The sequence below is a fragment of the Muricoccus nepalensis genome (assembly GCF_006438825.1).
In the GTDB taxonomy this organism is placed as follows: Bacteria; Pseudomonadota; Alphaproteobacteria; order Acetobacterales; family Acetobacteraceae; genus Roseomonas; species Roseomonas nepalensis.
Window position 1 is genome coordinate 36,972 of sequence record NZ_RCZP01000001.1, and the last position, 17,233, is coordinate 54,204.

Below are 17,233 nucleotides of genomic sequence, written 5' to 3' on the forward strand. Positions count from 1 at the left end.
TGGCGGCGTGGAAGAGCCGCAGGCTAACCGCTTGGCGCCCCGTGTCGAGGCGAGGGCTCCGCGCGGCGGATCGCGTGGACAAGGATGCGGGGCGCTCATAGGGTCCCCGGCCATGCAGGCCTTCGACCATCCGCTGGAATCGGCGCACGCGCCGGCCTTCTTCCTCATGCGCGGCGTGCTGCGCCCCAATTTCGAGGTGCCGGCGCGGGCCGCCGCGCTGCGGGAGGGCCTGGCCGCGCTCGGCCTCAAGGCCGAGGTCCCGCCCCTGCCCGGCCGGGCCGCGCTGGAGAGCGTCCACGCGCCGGACTACCTCGACTGGCTGCGCGACGCACCCGGGGAATGGGCGGCGATGCCGGGCGCGGGCGCGGAGGTGGTCGCGAACATCCATCCCTCGCCGGAGATGCTGGCCCAGGGCGCGCGGCCCTCGACGAAGGCGGTGGGGCGGGCGGGCTGGTACACGGCGGACACGGCCTGCCCCGTCGGCCCGCGCACGCACGAGGCCGCGGCGGCCGCAGCCGGCTGCGCCCTGGCCGCGGCCGAGGTGGCGGCGCGCGGCGGGGTGGCCTACGCGCTCTGCCGCCCGCCCGGGCACCACGCCTACGCGGCGCGCGCCGGGGGGCATTGCTACGTCAACAACGCGGCGCTGGCCGCTCAGGCGCTGCGGGACGCGGGGGCCGCGCGGGTCGCGGTGCTCGACATCGACAGCCACCACGGCAACGGCACGCAGGGCATCTTCTGGTCGCGCCGGGACGTGCTGACCGTCTCGGTCCACGCCGATCCCGACGGCTACTATCCCTGGTTCGTCGGCCACGCCTCCGAGACGGGCGGGGGGGACGGCGCCGGCTTCAACCTCAACCTTCCCCAGCCCATGGGGACGGGCGACGAGCACTGGCTTGAGGCGGTCGCCGCCGGGATCTCCCGCGTCCGGGCCTATGGCGCCGAGGCGCTGGTGGTGTCGCTCGGCTTCGACGCCTCCGAGCACGAGCCGCTGGCCGCGCTGCGCGTGACCGAGGAGGGCTTCGCCCGTGCGGGCACGGCCATCGCCGGGATGCGCCTGCCGACGGCCGTCGTGCAGGAGGGGGGCTACAACACCGAGGTGATCGGCGGGCTGCTCGCGCGCTTCCTCGGGGCCTGGGGTTGAGCCTCGCGCGGCTGACCACCTTCTCCTTCCACGGGGTCGAGGCGGTGCCCGTGGAGGTGCAGGTGCAGGTGGCCCAGGGGCTGCCCGCCTTCACCGTGGTCGGCCTGCCGAACAAGGCGGTGGGCGAGAGCCGGGAGCGGGTGCGCGCCGTGCTGTCGGTGCTTGGCCTGTCGCTGCCGCCCAAGCGCATCCTGGTGAACCTAGCGCCGGCCGACCTCGTGAAGGAGGGGAGCCACTTCGACCTGCCGATCGCGCTCGGCCTGCTCGCGGCCATGGGGGTGATCCCGGTGGACGAGGTCGCGCATTACGCGGCGCTCGGAGAGCTGGCGCTGGACGGGACGATCGGGCCGGTGGCCGGGGTGCTGCCGGCGGCGCTCGCCTGCTCGGAGCGGGAGTTGGGCCTCGTCTGCCCGGCCTCGCAGGGCGCGGAGGCGAGCTGGGCGGGCGCGACGGAGGCGCTGGCCGCGCCGGACCTCCGCGAGCTGATCGCGCATTTCCAGGGGCGCCAGGCGCTCTCGCCCCCGCCGCCGCCCGCGCCGCTGCCGCGGGAGGCCCGCGGGCCCTGCCTGTCCGAGGTGCGGGGGCAGGAGAGCGCCAAGCGCGCCCTCGAGATCGCGGCGGCGGGCGCGCACAACCTGCTGATGATCGGCCCGCCCGGCTCCGGCAAGTCGATGCTGGCGGCGCGGCTGCCGGGCCTGCTGCCGGACCTCACGCCCTCCGAGGCGCTGGAGGTCAGCCTCGTGCGGTCGGTCGCCGGCGGGCTGGAGGCCGGGCGGATCAGCGCGCGCCCGCCCTTCCGCGACCCGCACCACTCCGCCTCCCAGGCGGCGCTGACCGGCGGCGGGCCGCGCGCCCGCCCGGGGGAGGTGAGCCTCGCCCATCGCGGCGTGCTGTTCCTGGACGAGCTGCCAGAGTTCCCCCGCCCGGCGCTGGAGGCGCTGCGCCAGCCGCTGGAGAGCGGGCGCGTGACGGTGAGCCGGGCGGCGGCGCACGTCTCCTACCCGGCGCGGGTGCAGCTCGTCGCCGCCATGAACCCCTGCCGCTGCGGCTATCTCGGCCATGCCGGGCGGGAGTGCGGCACCGCGCCCCGCTGCGGCGAGGCCTACCAGGGCAAGATCTCCGGCCCGCTGCTCGACCGGATCGACCTCGTGATCGAGGTGCAGCCGATCGCGCCCAGGGAACTGGCGCGGGCGCCCTCGGGCGAGACCAGCGAGGCCGTTGCCGTCCGCGTGGCCGCGGCGCGCACGGCGCAGCGGGCCCGCTACGAGGGGATGGGCTTCGCGACCAACGCGGAGGCGCCGGTCGAGGCCCTGCGCGAGGGCTTCGAGGCCGCGGCGCTGGCCTTTGCGGAGGGCGCGGCGGAGCGGCTCGGCCTGTCGAACCGCGGGATGGTCCGCGCGCTGCGGGTGGCGCGCAGCGTCGCCGACCTCGAGGGCGCGGCGCTCGTCGGGCGCGGCCATGTGGCGGAGGCGCTGGGCTACCGCCTGCGCAAGCCCGCGGCGGGGTGAGGCGTCAGGCCGGGAGCGGCCGGGTGTCGTCCACGACGCGGCCGTCGTTCGGCAGGCTGCCGGGCGGGACGAGCGCGACCTCCCCCCGCAGCCGGGTGACGGATTGCAGGGCCTCCGACAGGCGCCGGCGCAGGCCCTCGTCCTCCGCCGCCTCGGCGCGGAGCTCCATGCGGTCGCGGCCCCCGTCCTCCGACAGGACGAGGCGCAGGCGGCCGGGGGCGGCGCACTGGCGCGCGATCTCGGCCACCATCTCGGGACGCACGAAGAGGCCGCGGACCTTCGCCGCCTGGTCGGCGCGGCCCATCCAGCCGCGGAGGCGCGCGTTGGTGCGCCCGCAGGGGCTGGCCCCCGGCAGGAAGGCCGAGAGGTCGCCGGTGGCGAAGCGGAGGAGCGGGTAGGCCTCGTCGAAGACGGTGACGACGACCTCGCCGACCTCGCCCTCCGCCACGGGGTCGCCGGTGCCGGGGCGGACAATCTCGACGATCACCTCCTCGTCGAGGATCAGCCCCTCGCGCGCCTCGCTCTCGTAGGCGATCACGCCGCACTCGGCGGTGGCGTAGGACTGCAGCACGGTCAGGCCGCGATCCCCGTAGTAGCGCCGCAGCGCCGGCAGGTAGGGGCCGCCCGAGACATGGCCGAGGCGGAGCGAGGAAACGTCGAGGCCGAGCTCGTCCGCGCGCTCGAGGACCGTCTTCAGGAAGTCCGGCGTGCCCGAGTAGGCGCGGGGGCGGAGATGCGCCATGGCGCGCGCCTGGGCCTCGGTGTTGCCGGTGCCGGCGGGGATCACGGGGCAGCCGAGCGCGCGGGCGCCGCCCTCCAGCATGAAGCCGGCGGGGGTGAAGTGGTAGGCGAAGCAGTTCTGCAGGATGTCGCCGGCGCGAAGCCCGGTCGCGTGCAGGGCGCGCGCGAAGCGGAAGGTGTCGACGCCCTGGCCCTGCGGCTCGTGGATCGGGCCGGGGGAGACGAAGATGCGGGCGAGCGAGGCCACGGGCACGCCGTTCAGCCCGGCGAAGGGGGGCGCCTCGGCCTGGGCGGCGATGAGGTCCGACTTCCGGGTCAGCGGCAGGCGCGCGAGGGCCGCTCGCGAGGTGACGTCCGCCGGTGCGGTGCCGGCGAGCACGCGGGCGGCGTGGGCGGAGCCGGCCGCGGCGCGGGCGAGGAAGCCGGGCAGCCGCGCCATCAGCGCCGCCTCCCGCTCCTCCGGCGGGCGCGTCTCCAGGGCGTCGAGATGGGCGCTCAAAGCCAGCGCTTCCGGCGCTTGTAGGACTTGAGGTTGCGGAAGGACTTCCGCTCGGCCCCGTGGCCGCCGAGGTAGAACTCCTTCACGTCCTCGTTCTCCGAGAGGGACGCGGCCGTGCCGTCCAGCACCACCTTGCCCTGCTCCATGACGTAGCCGTAGTCGGCGACGGAGAGCGCCATGCGCGCGTTCTGCTCCACCAGCAGGATGGTGACGCCGAGCTCCTGGTTGATGCGGCGGATGATGCCGAAGACCTCCTTCACGAGCAGCGGCGAGAGGCCCATCGACGGCTCGTCCATGAGGATGAGCTTCGGGCGGGCCATGAGCGCGCGGCCGATCGCGAGCATCTGCTGCTCGCCGCCCGAGAGATAGCCCGCGAGGCCCGTCCGCTCCTCCAGGCGGGGGAAGAAGCCGTAGACCATGTCGATGTCGCGCTTCACCTCGTTGTCGCGCCGAGTGAAGGCGCCGAGGCGGAGGTTCTCGAGGCAGGTCATGTCGGCGACGATGCGTCGGCCCTCCATGACCTGGAAGATGCCGCGGCGGACGATCTCGTGCGGGTCGATGCCGTCGATCCGCTCGCCGCCGAAGCGCACCTCGCCGCGCGTGACCTCCCCCTCCTCCGTCTTGAGAAGGCCGCTGATCGCCTTCAGCGTGGTCGACTTGCCCGCGCCGTTGGCGCCGAGCAGGGCCACGATCCGCCCTTGCGGCACGGCCAGCGAAAGGCCGCGCAGCACGAGGATGACGTCGCTGTAGACGACCTCGATGTTGGAGACCTCGAGCAGCGGTGGCGCGGGTTGCGCCGCCGCCGCGGGCCTCGGGTGCTGCGAGGCGTCGAGCATCACCAGCCCAGCAGCTCGCGCTTGCGCTCGAGCTCGACGGTCGTGACGGGCTCGAGCCGCATGGTGCCGGCGCGCATCAGCTCGGCGACGCTGCCCTGCGAGGTGTCGCCGCTGACGACGGCGCGGTAGATCGCGACGCGCATCGTGCCGCGATGATCCTCGGGCGTGAAGGTGGAGGGGGTGCAGACGCCCTCGAAGCCCTTGGGCACCCAGTTCGTTCGCTCGTAGAAGCCGCGCTGGATGCGCTCGCCCGTCACCTGCCCGCCGTTGGCGGCGGCGGTGTCCATGGCCTCCACCATCAGCATCGCGGCGCAGGCGCCGGCGAGGTAGTGCACGGGGCGGTAGACGGTGCCGGCGGGGTCCGAGATGCGGCTGATGGCGCGGATCGTCTCCATGCCCGGCGCGTCCTGGCCGGTCACGACCTGGGTGCGCACGGGGAAGACCACGCCGTTGGCGGCAGCGCCGGCCGCCTTCATGGCGTTCTCGTCCATGCCCCAGACGTTGCCCATGAACTGCACCTGCACGCCCGCGGTCTGGCAGGCGCGGAGCACCGAGATGTTCGAGCCCGCGGTGTTGCCGAGATAGGCGTAGTTCGCGCCCTGCTGCTTCAGGGTCAGGCACTGCGAGGTGTAGTCGCCCGGCGTGAGGGCGAACTGGATGGCCGGCAGGACCTCGAAGCCGAGGTCGCGCGCCATGGCCTCGCCCGCCTCCTTCGGCGAGTTCGGGTAGGGGTGGTTGCCGCCCATGTGGACGTATTTCGGACGCCCTTGCCCGCCCCTGGCCTTCCAGTCGTCCGCGGCCCAGCGGAGCATGCCGCGCAGCGCGTCGGAGTAGGAGGGTCCAAAGAAGAAGTTGTAGGGCGAGGCCTCGACGCCCGCGCGGCCGGACTTGCCGCCGGCATCCGTCAGGGCCGCGGAGTAGGAGCCGGAGATGAAGGGGATGCGGTCGCGGTTGACAAAGCGCACCAGCGCCTCGGTGTCCGCCGTGCCCCAGCCCTGGATGGCGACAACGCGCTCGCGCCCGGTCCAGGCCTGGTACTGGCTGACCGCGCGCGGCGCCTGGTAGCCGTAGTCGAAGCCGAGCACGTTGAGCGGCCGGCCCGCGACGCCCTGGCGGGTCTGGTTCACCCAGGCGAGCGTGTCCGCGACGCCCTGGCCGTAGGGCACGCCCACGTCCGAGGTGGCGCCCGAATTGTCCATCAGGTGCCCGACGGGGATGCGCTGCTGGGCCAGCGCCGGGGTGGCCAGCGCCACCGTGGCGGCGAGAGCAAGGGCTGCCTTCATGGGGTCGTCTCCTTTGGCCGCGTCACGGCTCGTTGTCAGTGGGAATAGGGGTAGAGCTTCCAGTAGGCCTTGATCAGCTTCCAGCGTCGCGCCAGCCCGTCCGGCTCGAAGATGAGGAAGAGGATGATGGCGGCGCCGATGGCCATCTCGCGCAGGAAGGAGATGTTGCCGCCGATCTTGAGCGCCCGGTCGATCGCGCCGCCCGCGATGGCGTCCGCGGCGCTCTGCACCACCTCCGGCAGGGCCACCATGAAGGCGGCGCCCATGAGGCTGCCCATGATGGATCCGAGGCCGCCGATGATGACCATGCCGAGGAACTGGATGGAGAAGAGGATGTTGAAGGCCTCGACGCTCACGAACTGCAGGTGGTGCGCGTAGAGCGCGCCGCCGATCCCCGCGTAGAAGCTCGCGATGCCGAAGGACAGGGTCCGGTAGTAGGCGAGGTTGATGCCCATGATCTCTGCGGAGAGGTAGTGGTCCCGCACGGCCACCAGGGCCCGGCCGTCGCGCGTGCGCATGAGATTGGCGGCGGCGACGAACAGGACGATGACGAAGGCGAGGACGAGGTAGAAGTAGCTCTCCTCCCGGTCCATCGCGAAGCCGAAGAGGGAGGGGCTCTCCGTCAGCCGCCCCGCGACGCCGCCGGTGAACCAGCGGGCCCGGGCGAAGAAGTCCTCGAGGATGAACTGGGCGGCCAGCGTCGCGATCGCGAGGTAGAGGCCCTTGAGCCGCGCGGCGGGCGCGCCGAAGACGAGGCCGACCAGCGCCGTCATGACCCCCGCCACGGGGATGCAGAGCAGCACGGGAAGGCCGAAGCTGTCGTGCAGCCAGGCGGAGGAGAAGGCGCCGAAGCCGAAGAAGGCGGCGTGGCCGATGCTGATCTGCCCCGTGAAGCCCACGAGGATGTTCAGGCCCAGGGCCGCGATCCCGAGGGTGCCCACGTTGATCAGCAGGCTCAGGAAGTAGCGGTCCAGCACCAAGGGCGCGCAGAGAAGCACCGCCAGCCCTGCCCAGAGCGCGGCGCGGCTGCCCAGCGTCGGGAAGATCGTCGTGTCGGCCCGGTAGCTCATGCGGAAGTCGCCGGCCGGCGTCATCACCGTCATGCCGTCAGATCCGCTCGATGTTCTTGGTGCCGAACAGGCCGTAGGGCTTGACCAGCAGGATGAGCAGCAGCGCGTAGAAGGGCGCCACCTGGTACATGTTGCCCCAGTTCAGCCATTGGCTGTCCACGTACTGCGCGAGGTTCTCGAGCACGCCGACGATGAGGCCGCCGAGCACTGCGCCGACGATGGAATCGAGCCCGCCGAGGATCACGGCCGGGAAGACCTTGATCCCGTAGAAGGAGAGCGCGGAGGAGACGCCGTTGACCATGCCGACGGTGACGCCGGCGACCGCCGAGACCACCGCCGAGATCGCCCAGGACATGGCGAAGACCCGCGGCACGGAGATGCCGAGCGACTGCGCCACCTGCTGGTCGAAGGCCGTGGCCCGCATGGCCAGCCCGTAGCGGGAGTAGCGGAAGAACCAGCCGAAGCCCGCCATGATGGCGAGCGAGATGCCGAGCGAGAGAAGATAGGCCGTCTGCACCTCGAGCCCGAGCACCGAGACGCGCTCGGCCGTGAAGACCGGCGGGAAGGGCTTGGCGAAGACGCCGAAGATCCACTTCATCAGCGCCTGGAAGAAGATGCCCATGCCGATGGTGGCCATGATCACGCTGATCACGGGCTCCCCGATCAGGGGTCGCAGCACCACCACCTGCAGGATGATCCCGAAGAGGGTCATGAAGACGAGGGTGAAGAGGAAGCCGATGACGAAGGGGAGCTGCCACTCCGTCAGGAACCACCAGCACATCCAGGCGCCGACGAGCAGGAACTCGCCCTGGGCGAAATTCACGACCTGGCTCGCCTTGTAGATGAGCACGAAGGACATCGCGACGACGCCGTAGAGCGCGCCGACGATCAACCCGTTGAGCGCGAGCTGGAAGAGAAGCGTCCCGTCCATGGTCAGGCCGGCTCCCGCGCGCGCTCGCTGGAGGCGACGGCGAGCGTCGTGCGGATGCGCTGCTTCGTGCCGTCCTGGAAGGTGATAGTGGTGTCCACCGGGATGCTCCTCTCTCCGGCGTAGATGGCGTCAATGATCGTGCCGTATTTCTGGTTGATCACGCCGCGGCGCACCTTGCGGGTGCGGGTCAGCTCGTCGTCGTCCGCGTCCAGCTCCTTGTAGAGAAGGACGAAGTCGCGGATGCGCTGGGCGGGCGGCAGGGTGGCGTTGACCTTCTCCACCTCAGCCCGGAGCAGCTCCAGCACCGGCGGGCGGGCCGAAAGGTCCGTGTAGGTGGTGAAGGAGATGCGGTTCCGCTCCGCCCATTTCGAGACGATGGGGAAGCGGATGCAGAGCAGCGCCGCGAGATGCGGCCGCCCGTCGCCCAGCACCACGGCCTCGGCGACATAGGGGCTGAACTTGAGCTTGTTCTCGATGAACTGGGGCGAGAAGCGGTCGCCCTGCGAGGTGGTGGCGATGTCCTTGATGCGGTCGATCACCACGAGGTGCCCGGCCTTGTCGAAGTAGCCGGCGTCCCCCGTGTGCAGCCAGCCGTCGCGCATGTCCGGGATGCCCTCCACCCCGTGGTAGCCCTGGAACATGTTCGCGTGGCGCGTCAGGATCTCGCCGACCCCGTTCGCGTCGGGCTCGTGCACGCGGAGGTCCACGCCGTCGAAGGCGGTGCCGACCGTGTCGAAGTCGACCTCGCCCGGGCGGTGGATGGTGTAGGCGCCGAGGCTCTCGGTCTGGCCGTAGAGCTGGCGCAGCGGCACCCCCATGGCCTGGAAGAAGCGGAAGGTGTCCGGGCCTAGCGCCGCGCCGCCGGTGGCCGCCGAGGTCAGGCGGGTGAAGCCCATGCGGTCGCGGAGCGCGCGGAAGAGGAGGAAGTCCGCGAGCTTCGAGCGCCGGCCCTTCGCCTGGGCGGCGAGGCCGAGCCGCATGCCGAGGTCGTACGCGCGGCGCTTGAGCGGGGAGGCGTCCATCACGCGCGCGCGCACGTCGGCCGCCAGCGTCTCCCAGACGCGCGGCGCGAAGAGCACGAAGCTCGGGCCGATCTCGCGGAAGTCGGCCATCATCGTCTCGGGCTCCTCCACGAAGGAGACGCGCATGCGGGCGACGAGCCCGAAGCCGAAGACGTACATCTGCTCCATGATCCAGGGCAGCGGAAGGACCGAGACGTACTCGTCCGCGGGGCCCTTGGGATCGGCGGAGAGATAGGTCTCGGCGTGCCGCACCAGGGCGCGGCCGCTGAGCATGGCGAGCTTGGGGCGCGCGGTGGTGCCGGAGGTCGTGCAGAGGACGGCGACGCGGTCGGCGTCCACGGCGTCCACCAGCCGGTCCCAGGCGGCGGGGTCGGCGGCGTGGGCGGCCTCGCCGCGCGCCACCAGTTCGGCCATCGGCAGCAGGCGCGGGTCCGAGTACTTCCGCATGCCGCGGGGGTCGGAATAGACGACGTGGCGCAGCGTCGGCACCTCGTCCGCGACGTTGAGCAGCTTGTCGACCTGCTCCTCGTCCTCGGCAATGGCGACGGTCGCGCCGGCGAAGCGGAGGAGATAAGCGACCTCCTCCTCCAGCCCGTCGCGGTAGAGGCCGAGCGAGCGGGCGCCGAGCGCGTGGGCGGCGATCTCGCCCATCACCCAGTCCGGCCGGTTGTCGCCGATCAGCGCCACGACGTCCGCCGCGCCGATGCCCAGGCCGTCCAGGCCGAGCGCGATGGCCCGCGTCCGCGCCTCGTACTCGCCCCAGGTGAAGGCGCGCCAGATGCCGAGGTCCTTCTCGCGCAGCGCGACCTCCGCGCCGTGGGCGCGCGCGTTCCGGCGGAGAAGGCGGGGGAAGCAGTCCGCCCGGTCCGTGGTCGCCCCGCTCACGCCGGGATCGCCTCCGCGGGCGCGGCGTCGGCCTCGCCGAGATAGGCGCGGCGGACCTCCGGGTGCGCCATCACCTCGGCGGGCGCGCCCTCGGTCAGCTTGCGGCCGAAGTCGAGGACCATGACGCGGTTCGAGATGTCCATCACCACGCCCATGTCGTGCTCGATCATGAGGATGGTCATGCCCCATTCCTCGTTCAGGTCGAGGATGGTGCGCGCCATGTCCTCCTTCTCCTCGAGGTTCATGCCGGCCATGGGCTCGTCGAGCAGGATGAGCTTCGGGCGCAGGGCCACGGCGCGCGCCAGCTCCACGCGCTTGCGAAGCCCGTAGGAGAGGGTGCCGGCCTGCGCCTTCCGGATGTGCTGGATCTGCAGGAAGTCGATGATCTCCTCGACCTCCCGCCGGTGCGCCAGCTCCTCACGCTGGGCGCCGCCGAACCAGTAGGTCATGCCGGAGAGGAAGCCGGACTTCAGCAGGTGGTGGCGGCCGACCATGATGTTGTCGAGCACGCTCATGTGCCCGAACAGGGCCAGGTTCTGGAAGGTGCGGCCGAGGCCGAGCGCCGCGCGCCGGTTGGGGCGCACGCGGGTGATGTCGGCGCCGTCGAAGAGGATGCGGCCCTCGGTCGGGCGGTAGCGGCCGGAGATGCAGTTGACCATGGAGGTCTTGCCGGCGCCGTTCGGCCCGATGATCGAGAAGACCTCGCCGCGCCGCACGGAAAAGGACACGTCCGTGAGCGCCCGGATCCCGCCGAAGCGCAGGGACACGGAATCCGCCCTCAGGATCGGCTCAGAATCGCCCACCCAAACGCTCCCTCATGACTTATTGTTAAGGAGAGCATGGCGGCAGCGCGGCGCCGGAGCAAGGGGTGCGCGCGTAACCTTACCAAGCGCGCAACGACAGCGCGAGGACGGGGTCGTCGGTCGCGACCGCGTCCAGGCCGAGGCCGAGCATCCGCCCGATCGCCGGCGCGTGGTTCGCCCCCCAGGCGCCGACCCGCAGCCCGGCGCCGCGGAGCGCCCCGAGCAGCGCCGCGTCCATCGCGGCCTCGTGGGTCTCGACCATCCCGACGCCGGCGAGCCGGGCGACCGCGAGCACCCCCTCCAGGCCGATGTGGCGGAGCATCGGCGGGCCGAAGAGCCAGGCGACGTTCCGGAGCCCGCCGGCCGCGACCGCCGCGGCCGCGACCTCGGCCTCGAAGACGATGATCTCGGTCCGCGCCCGCAGCCCGGCGGCGTCGAGGGCGTCGAGCACCTTCCTCAGCAGCGCCAGGTCGGCGCGCCCCTGGTGGTCCGCCTTCACCTCGATCTGGATGCCGCCCCGGCCGGCGGCGACGAGGGCGAGCAGCTCCGCGAGGCGCGGCACCCCCTCCCCGCCCGCGCCGATCAGGCGCAGCGCCGCGAGCTCGGCCGCGCTCCGCTCGGCGAGGGGGCCGCGGCCGTTGCTCGTGCGGTCGAGCGTCGCGTCGTGCATGACCATCGGCTCGCCGTCGGCCGAGAGGTGGACGTCGCACTCCACGGCGTCCACGCCCGCCGCGATGGCGCCGCGGAAGGCGCCGAGGCTGTTCTCGGGCCAGAGGATGGCGCCGCCCCGGTGGGCGATGATCTCGGTCATGCTCGCGCTCCCCGCGTCGTCGGCCCGCCCGCTAGCACGAGGGCGGCGGGGCTTCCAGGCGGGGCTGCGCTCAGGGCAGGCGCGCGAGGCGCTGGCCGAGGAGCGCGAAGAAGCCGTCGGCGTCGAGCCTCTCGGGCAGGGTCACCCGCGGCTCCGCGCGCCGCCGGCCCCAGCGGTCCACATGGGTCCGCCCGCGGCCGGGCCCGGGGCCGCAATCGACCTCCACCGACACCTTGCGGGTCCCGAAGAGGCCGGGCGCGAGCAGCCAGGTGACCGCGCAGGCGTCGTGCAGCGCGTGGCCCTGGCCGCCCAGCCGGCGCGAGGGGGGCACGGCCGCCAGGATGTCGCCGGCCGCCCGCAGGCAGGCGCCGCCGCCGAGCCGCCGGAGGGCCTCGACGCGCGCCGGGGTGACCAGCGCCTGCATGGTCAGCTCGAGCGTAACGAGGGTGAGCGGCGCGCCGAGGGCGAGGAGCATGTCGAGCGCCTCGGGGTCGCTCGCCGCGTTGAACTCGGCGGCGGGGGTCCAGTTCCCCTCCCCCCAGGCGCCGCCCATGATCACGATCTCCCGCACCCGCCCGGCCAGATCCGGCTCCGTGGCCAGGGCGAGGGCGAGGTTGGTGGCGGGGCCGATGCCGACGAGCGTCGCGCTGCCCGGCCCCGCCTCGCGGAGAACGGCGCGGATGGCGTCGGCGGCGACGGCGCGGACGGCGGGCGGCCCTTCCGGAAGGATCACCCCCGCCAGCCCGTCCTCCCCGTGCACCGCGGGCTCGCCGGCGAAGTTCCCGCGCAGCGGGCGGTCGGCGCCGGGGACCACGGGGATGGGCCGGCCGCTCAGCCCCACCACGGCGCGGGCGTTGGCCAGGGTGCGCGCGAGCCCCACGTTGCCGCCGACCACGGTCACCAGCCGGAGGTCGAGCTCGGGCGAGGCAAGGGCGAGCCAGAGGGCGAGGGCGTCGTCGGTGCCGGGGTCGCAGTCGATGATGGTCGAGCGCGGCGCCCCGCTGCCTAGCCCCGCGCTCACGCGCCGAGCTCCGCCTCGACGATGCCGCAGAGGAGGGCGGCGCCGGCGGGGAGCGCCGCGTCGTTGAAGTCGAAGCGCGGGTTGTGGTGCCAGCCCTCGGGATGGGCGGGATCGCCGGTGCCGAGCCAGGCGTAGGCGCCGGGCCGGGCCTCGAGCAGGAGGGCGAAGTCCTCCCCGGCCGTGATCGGCGGGTGGTGGTCCCGCGCCCGATCCGACCCGAGGGTCGCGCCCGCCGCCCGGTGCAGCAGGGCGGCCTGGGCAGCGTGGTTCACGGTGGGCGGCAGGCGGCGGGTGTAGACGGGGCTGGCCTCCACGCCGTGGCTGGCCGCGGTGCCGCGCGCGATGGCGCCGATCCGCCCCTCCAGGAGGTCGCGCACCGGGGCCGAGAGGGCGCGGGCGGTGCCGCGGACGAGGACCTCGGCCGGGATGACGTTGGGCGCCTCCGGGTGGCCGGCGGCGAGGTGGCCGACGCTGACCACCCCGGCCTCCATCGGGTCCAGGTTCCGCGCCACGATCGTCTGCAGCGCCACGATGAAGGCGGCGGCCGCGAGCGTCGCGTCGGTGCCGAGATGCGGCTTCGCCCCGTGCGTGCCGCGGCCGCGGAAGGTGACCTCCCAGGTGTCGGAGCTCGCGAGCACCGGGCCGGGCGGCACCGCGACGGTGCCGAGCGGCAGGCCCGGCAGGTTGTGGAGGGCGTAGACGGCGTCGACCGGGAAGCGCTCGAACAGCCCCGCCGCCAGCATGGCCCCGGCGCCGCCGCGAGACTCCTCCGCCGGCTGGAAGATGAGCTGGACGGTGCCCGCGAAGCGGTCCCGGTTCGCGCTCAGCCAGGTGGCGGCGCCGAGCAGCATGGCGGTGTGCCCGTCATGCCCGCAGGCGTGCATCCGGCCGGGCGAGCGGCTGGCCCAGGGCGCGCCGGTGGCCTCCTGCATCGCGAGCGCGTCCATGTCGGCGCGGAGCCCGATGGCGCGGTTCCCGCCGCCGCCGGCGCCCGTGCCGCGAAGGGTGCCGACCACCCCCGTGCCGGCGATGCCCTCCGCCACCTCGATCCCCGCCGCGCGCAGCGCGCGGGCGACGAGGGCCGCCGTGCGGTGCTCCTCGAAGCCGAGCTCGGGATGCGCGTGCAGGTCCCGCCGCCAGGCCGTCATGGCCTCGGCGAGCGGTTCCAGGTCCGGCAGGGCGGGCATGGGCGGCTCCGTTGCGAGGGGTCGCGGGACCATGCCAGCTTGCCCCCTCCGTCACCACCCCGGAGGCCCCCATGCGCCTGCGCGCCGCCCTTCTCGCCGCCGCCCTGGCCCTGCCAGGCGCGGCCGGCGCCCAGGACCTCCTCCGCATCGGCGTGGAGTCCGGGCCGACGAGCCTCGACCCCCACTACGCCAGCCTGATCACCAACATCGCCTTCGCCCGGCACGTCTTCCAGCCGCTGGTGCAGCAGGACGCGCGGCAGGAGCTCCGGCCGGCCATCGCCAGCGCCTGGCGCGTGGTGGACGACCTCACCTGGGAGTTCACCCTCGACCCGCGGGCGCGCTTCCACGACGGGGCGCCCGTGACGGCGGAGGACGTGGCCTTCTCCCTCCGGCGGGCGGGGGAGGTGCCGAACTCGCCCTCCTCCTTCGGCTACGCGACGCGGGTGGTGACGGCGGTGGAGGACGCCGGCGGCGGCGTGGTGCGGATCCGCACCCGCGTGCCGACGCCGCTGCTCGCGAACAACCTCGCCCTCGTCATGATCGTCTCGCGCAAGCACGGCGAGGGCGCGACGACCGCCGACTACAACGCCGGGCGCGCCATGGTCGGGACCGGGCCCTTTCGCCACGTCTCCTGGCAGCCTGGCAGCCCCTATGTCGCGGAACGGAGCCCCGGCTTCCACGGCCCCGCCCCTGCCTACGCGCGGGTGGAGTTCCGGCCGATCGCCGCCGGCGCCTCGCGCGTCGCGGCGCTGAGCGCAGGGGACGTGGACCTGATCGAGATCGTGCCGCCCGAGCAGTTCGAGCGCTTCCGGGGAGACGCCCGCTTTGCCACCAGCGAGAGCCCGTCCAACCGTCTCATCTTCCTCACCCTGGACAGCGACCGGGAGGCGAGCCCCTTCGTGCGCGCCCGGGACGGCGGGCCGCTGGCCAACCCGCTGCGCGACGCGCGGGTGCGGCGGGCGCTCTCGCTCGCCATCAACCGCCAGGCCCTGGCAGACCGGGTGCTGCGGGGCCAGGCGCTGCCCGCGGGCGACCTCGGCCCGCCCGGCTACTTCGGCACCTCACCCGCCCTCGGGGCTGAAGGGCTTGACTTAGAAGCGGCCCGCAAGCTGTTGTCCGCGGGCGGTTATCCGCAGGGCTTTGCGGTGCAGATCAACGGCCCGAACGACCGCTTCGTGAACGACGAGCAGGTGGTGCAGGCCATCGCCCAGATGTGGACGCGGCTGGGCCTCGCGACGACGGTCGAGACCAAGCCCCGCGGCACCTGGCTGAGCGAGGCGGCCGCCCTGAAGTACAGCGTGAACCTCGCGGGCTTCTCGCCAAACCCCGAGGTCCTGGGAATGCTGGAAACACAAGTGCATAGCTGGAATACTTCGCTCGGTCTGGGAACTGCCAACCGCGGCCGGTTCAGCCATCCCGGCATCGACGATCTCATCCAGCGCGCGCGGCAGACCATGGACAACGACGAGCGCGCCCGGCTGACGCGCGAGGCGACCTATAAGGCGCTGCGCGAGGAAACCGCGCTCATCCCCCTCTATTTTCAGGTTAACACCTGGGCCATGCGGCGGGGCGTCACCTACGAGGCCCGCACCGACGAGATGACCCTCGCCGCCTCCGCCGGCCGGGCGCCGTGAGCGCCGCCGATCGCCGCGCGGCCGTCCGGGCCGCCCGCGGCGCCGCGCCCTTCGACCTGCTCCTCGTGGGCGGGACGGTGGTGGACGTCGCGCTGGGGGAGCTGCGGCGGGCGGACCTGGGGATCGCCGGCGGGCTGATCGCCTCCGTCCACCCGCCGGGGTCCCGGACGGACGCGGCGGAGGTGCACGACCTGTCCGGGCGCTTCCTCTCGCCGGGCTTCGTCGACAGCCACCTCCATTTCGAATCCTCGCTCATGGCGCCCGCGGACTACGCCTCGGTGGTCGTGCCCCACGGCACGCTGACGGCGGTCTGGGACCCGCACGAGCTCGCGAACGTGCTGGGGGTGCCGGGCGTCCGCTGGGCCGTCGAGACCGCCCGCGGCCTGCCGCTCCGGGTGCTGGTCGCCGCTCCCTCCTGCGTGCCCTCGGCGCCCGGGCTCGAGCTGGGGGGGGCGGAGATCGGGCCGGCGGAGATGGCGGAGATGCTCCGCTGGCCGGAGGTCTCGGGGGTGGCGGAGGTCATGGACATGGCCGGCGTCCTCGCGGGCAGCGCGCGGATGGAGGGGATCGTCGCGGCGGGCCTCGCCGCCGGCAAGAACGTCAACGGCCACGCCCGCGACCTCGCCGGGCCCGCGCTCCAGGCCTATGCCGCGTCGGGCGTCACCTCCGACCACGAGGTGATGGGGCCGGAGGACTTCCTCGAGAAGCTCCGCGCCGGGCTGACGGTGGAGCTGCGCGGGAGCCACGACGCGGTGCTGCCCGGCGTGGTCGCGGCCATCAACGCCCTGCCCTTCCTGCCGGCCACCCTCGTCGCCTGCACCGACGACGTCTTCCCGGACGAGCTGGTGGCGCGGGGCGGGCTGCGGGACACGCTGGCGCGCCTCGTCGGCCACGGGCTGCCGCCGCTCCACGCGCTCCGCATGGCGACGCTGAACGCGGCGCTCCGCCTCAAGCGCGACGACATCGGCCTCCTCGCGCCCGGCCGGGCGGCGGAGGTGGTCGTCCTGTCGGACCTGCCGGGCATGGTGGTGGAGCGGGTCTATGCCGGCGGGCGGCTGGTGGCGCGGGACGGGGCGATGCTCGCGCCCCTGCCCCGGGCGCTGCCCGCGGACACCCCGCGCGCCACCGTCCGCATCCCGCCCCAGCCGCCCGAGGCCTTCGCCCTGCGCCCGCGCGGCGTCGCGGAGGGACGGGTGCGCCTGCCGGTGGTGGGCGGCGCGCGCGTGGTCCGCTGGGCCGAGGCGGAGGTCGAGGTGGCCGGCGGGGTCGCGGCCGTGCCGCCGGGGCACGCGCTGATCGCCGTGCTGCACCGGCACGGGCGGCGGGACCCCTCCCCCGTGGTCTGCCTCGCGGACGGCTGGGGCGAGCCGCGCGGCGCGGTGGCCACCACCATCAGCCACGACAACCACAACCTCCTCGTCCTCGGGCGCGACCCGCGGGACATGGCGGCGGCCGCGAACGCGCTCATCGCCTGCGGGGGCGGCATGGCCGTGGCGCGGGACGGGGCGGTGGTCGCGGTGCTGCCGCTCCCCGTGGCCGGGCTGCTCGCCGAGACGCCGCCCGCCGAGACCGCCGCCGCCTTCGCCCGGCTGCGCGCCGCGGCGGACGGGGTGATGGACTGGAAGCCGCCCTTCCGGGTCTTCCGGGGGATCACGGGCATCTCGCTCGCCTGCAACCCGGGGCCCCACCCGACCGACCTCGGCATTTCCGACGGCGGAACCGGCAGGCTCGTCGACCCCGCGGAACCGGTCCTCGGCGCCACAGGCTGAGAAGTTTCGGCGGAAAGGCAGCGGCCGATCCCCGTGCACCCCAGGTATCGTGTTGCGTCCACACGAGTTCGTGATCTAATTCCGCCGGGCCT

Annotated in this window: 14 protein-coding genes; 4 read left to right on the forward strand and 10 right to left on the reverse strand. The window is 73.7% G+C overall.

The annotated features are described in order from the left end of the window. Positions 1–112 precede the first annotated feature (112 nt). Positions 113–1,141, forward strand: coding sequence for a histone deacetylase family protein (locus tag EAH89_RS00185; protein ID WP_140880716.1), 1,029 nt, complete (start codon positions 113–115; stop codon positions 1,139–1,141). Further along, positions 1,138–2,649, forward strand: coding sequence for a YifB family Mg chelatase-like AAA ATPase (locus EAH89_RS00190; protein ID WP_140880718.1), 1,512 nt, complete (start codon positions 1,138–1,140; stop codon positions 2,647–2,649). Before EAH89_RS00185 ends, EAH89_RS00190 begins: the two co-directional genes overlap by 4 nt. A 4-nt stretch (positions 2,650–2,653) precedes the next feature. Here EAH89_RS00190 and EAH89_RS00195 read toward each other — a convergent pair whose 3' ends face one another. The 10 genes from EAH89_RS00195 to EAH89_RS00240 all read right to left on the reverse strand — a co-directional run bounded on the left by EAH89_RS00195 (position 2,654) and on the right by EAH89_RS00240 (position 13,738). Further along, positions 2,654–3,889 (reverse strand): phenylacetate--CoA ligase family protein, encoded by a 1,236-nt coding sequence (locus EAH89_RS00195; protein ID WP_241666771.1) that lies wholly within the window; start codon positions 3,887–3,889, stop codon positions 2,654–2,656. After that, positions 3,886–4,725 (reverse strand): ABC transporter ATP-binding protein, encoded by an 840-nt coding sequence (locus tag EAH89_RS00200; RefSeq protein ID WP_140880720.1) that lies wholly within the window; start codon positions 4,723–4,725, stop codon positions 3,886–3,888. The genes EAH89_RS00195 and EAH89_RS00200 overlap by 4 nt, the downstream gene beginning before the upstream one ends. After that, a complete protein-coding gene (locus EAH89_RS00205) occupies positions 4,725–6,008 on the reverse strand; it encodes an ABC transporter substrate-binding protein (protein ID WP_140880722.1) in 1,284 nt (427 codons plus the stop codon). The genes EAH89_RS00200 and EAH89_RS00205 overlap by 1 nt, the downstream gene beginning before the upstream one ends. A 35-nt stretch (positions 6,009–6,043) precedes the next feature. Further along, complete coding sequence (locus tag EAH89_RS00210; RefSeq protein ID WP_140880724.1) at positions 6,044–7,111, reverse strand: branched-chain amino acid ABC transporter permease; 1,068 nt, start codon at positions 7,109–7,111, stop codon at positions 6,044–6,046. 4 nt (positions 7,112–7,115) lie between these two features. Further along, complete coding sequence (locus EAH89_RS00215; protein WP_140880726.1) at positions 7,116–8,009, reverse strand: branched-chain amino acid ABC transporter permease; 894 nt, start codon at positions 8,007–8,009, stop codon at positions 7,116–7,118. A 2-nt stretch (positions 8,010–8,011) separates the two neighbouring features. Next, on the reverse strand, positions 8,012–9,916 hold the full coding sequence (locus EAH89_RS00220) for an AMP-binding protein (protein WP_140880728.1): 1,905 nt from the start codon (positions 9,914–9,916) through the stop codon (positions 8,012–8,014). Then, positions 9,913–10,719, reverse strand: coding sequence for an ABC transporter ATP-binding protein (locus EAH89_RS00225; RefSeq protein ID WP_194152285.1), 807 nt, complete (start codon positions 10,717–10,719; stop codon positions 9,913–9,915). Before EAH89_RS00225 ends, EAH89_RS00220 begins: the two co-directional genes overlap by 4 nt. Positions 10,720–10,798: 79 nt before the next feature. After that, a complete protein-coding gene (locus EAH89_RS00230) occupies positions 10,799–11,530 on the reverse strand; it encodes a glycerophosphodiester phosphodiesterase (protein ID WP_140880730.1) in 732 nt (243 codons plus the stop codon). A 70-nt stretch (positions 11,531–11,600) separates the two neighbouring features. Continuing rightward, on the reverse strand, positions 11,601–12,551 hold the full coding sequence (locus EAH89_RS00235) for a nucleoside hydrolase (protein ID WP_241666772.1): 951 nt from the start codon (positions 12,549–12,551) through the stop codon (positions 11,601–11,603). After that, positions 12,548–13,738: an amidohydrolase gene (locus EAH89_RS00240; protein ID WP_241666773.1), complete on the reverse strand. Its 1,191-nt coding sequence runs from the start codon at positions 13,736–13,738 to the stop codon at positions 12,548–12,550. The genes EAH89_RS00235 and EAH89_RS00240 overlap by 4 nt, the downstream gene beginning before the upstream one ends. 71 nt (positions 13,739–13,809) lie before the next feature. Between EAH89_RS00240 and EAH89_RS00245 the strand changes: the two genes are divergently transcribed. Both EAH89_RS00245 and EAH89_RS00250 read left to right on the forward strand, forming a co-directional pair. Further along, positions 13,810–15,372, forward strand: coding sequence for an ABC transporter substrate-binding protein (locus tag EAH89_RS00245; RefSeq protein ID WP_140880734.1), 1,563 nt, complete (start codon positions 13,810–13,812; stop codon positions 15,370–15,372). Further along, positions 15,369–17,141 (forward strand): adenine deaminase, encoded by a 1,773-nt coding sequence (locus EAH89_RS00250; protein ID WP_140880737.1) that lies wholly within the window; start codon positions 15,369–15,371, stop codon positions 17,139–17,141. Before EAH89_RS00245 ends, EAH89_RS00250 begins: the two co-directional genes overlap by 4 nt. The last annotated feature ends 92 nt before the right edge of the window (positions 17,142–17,233 follow it).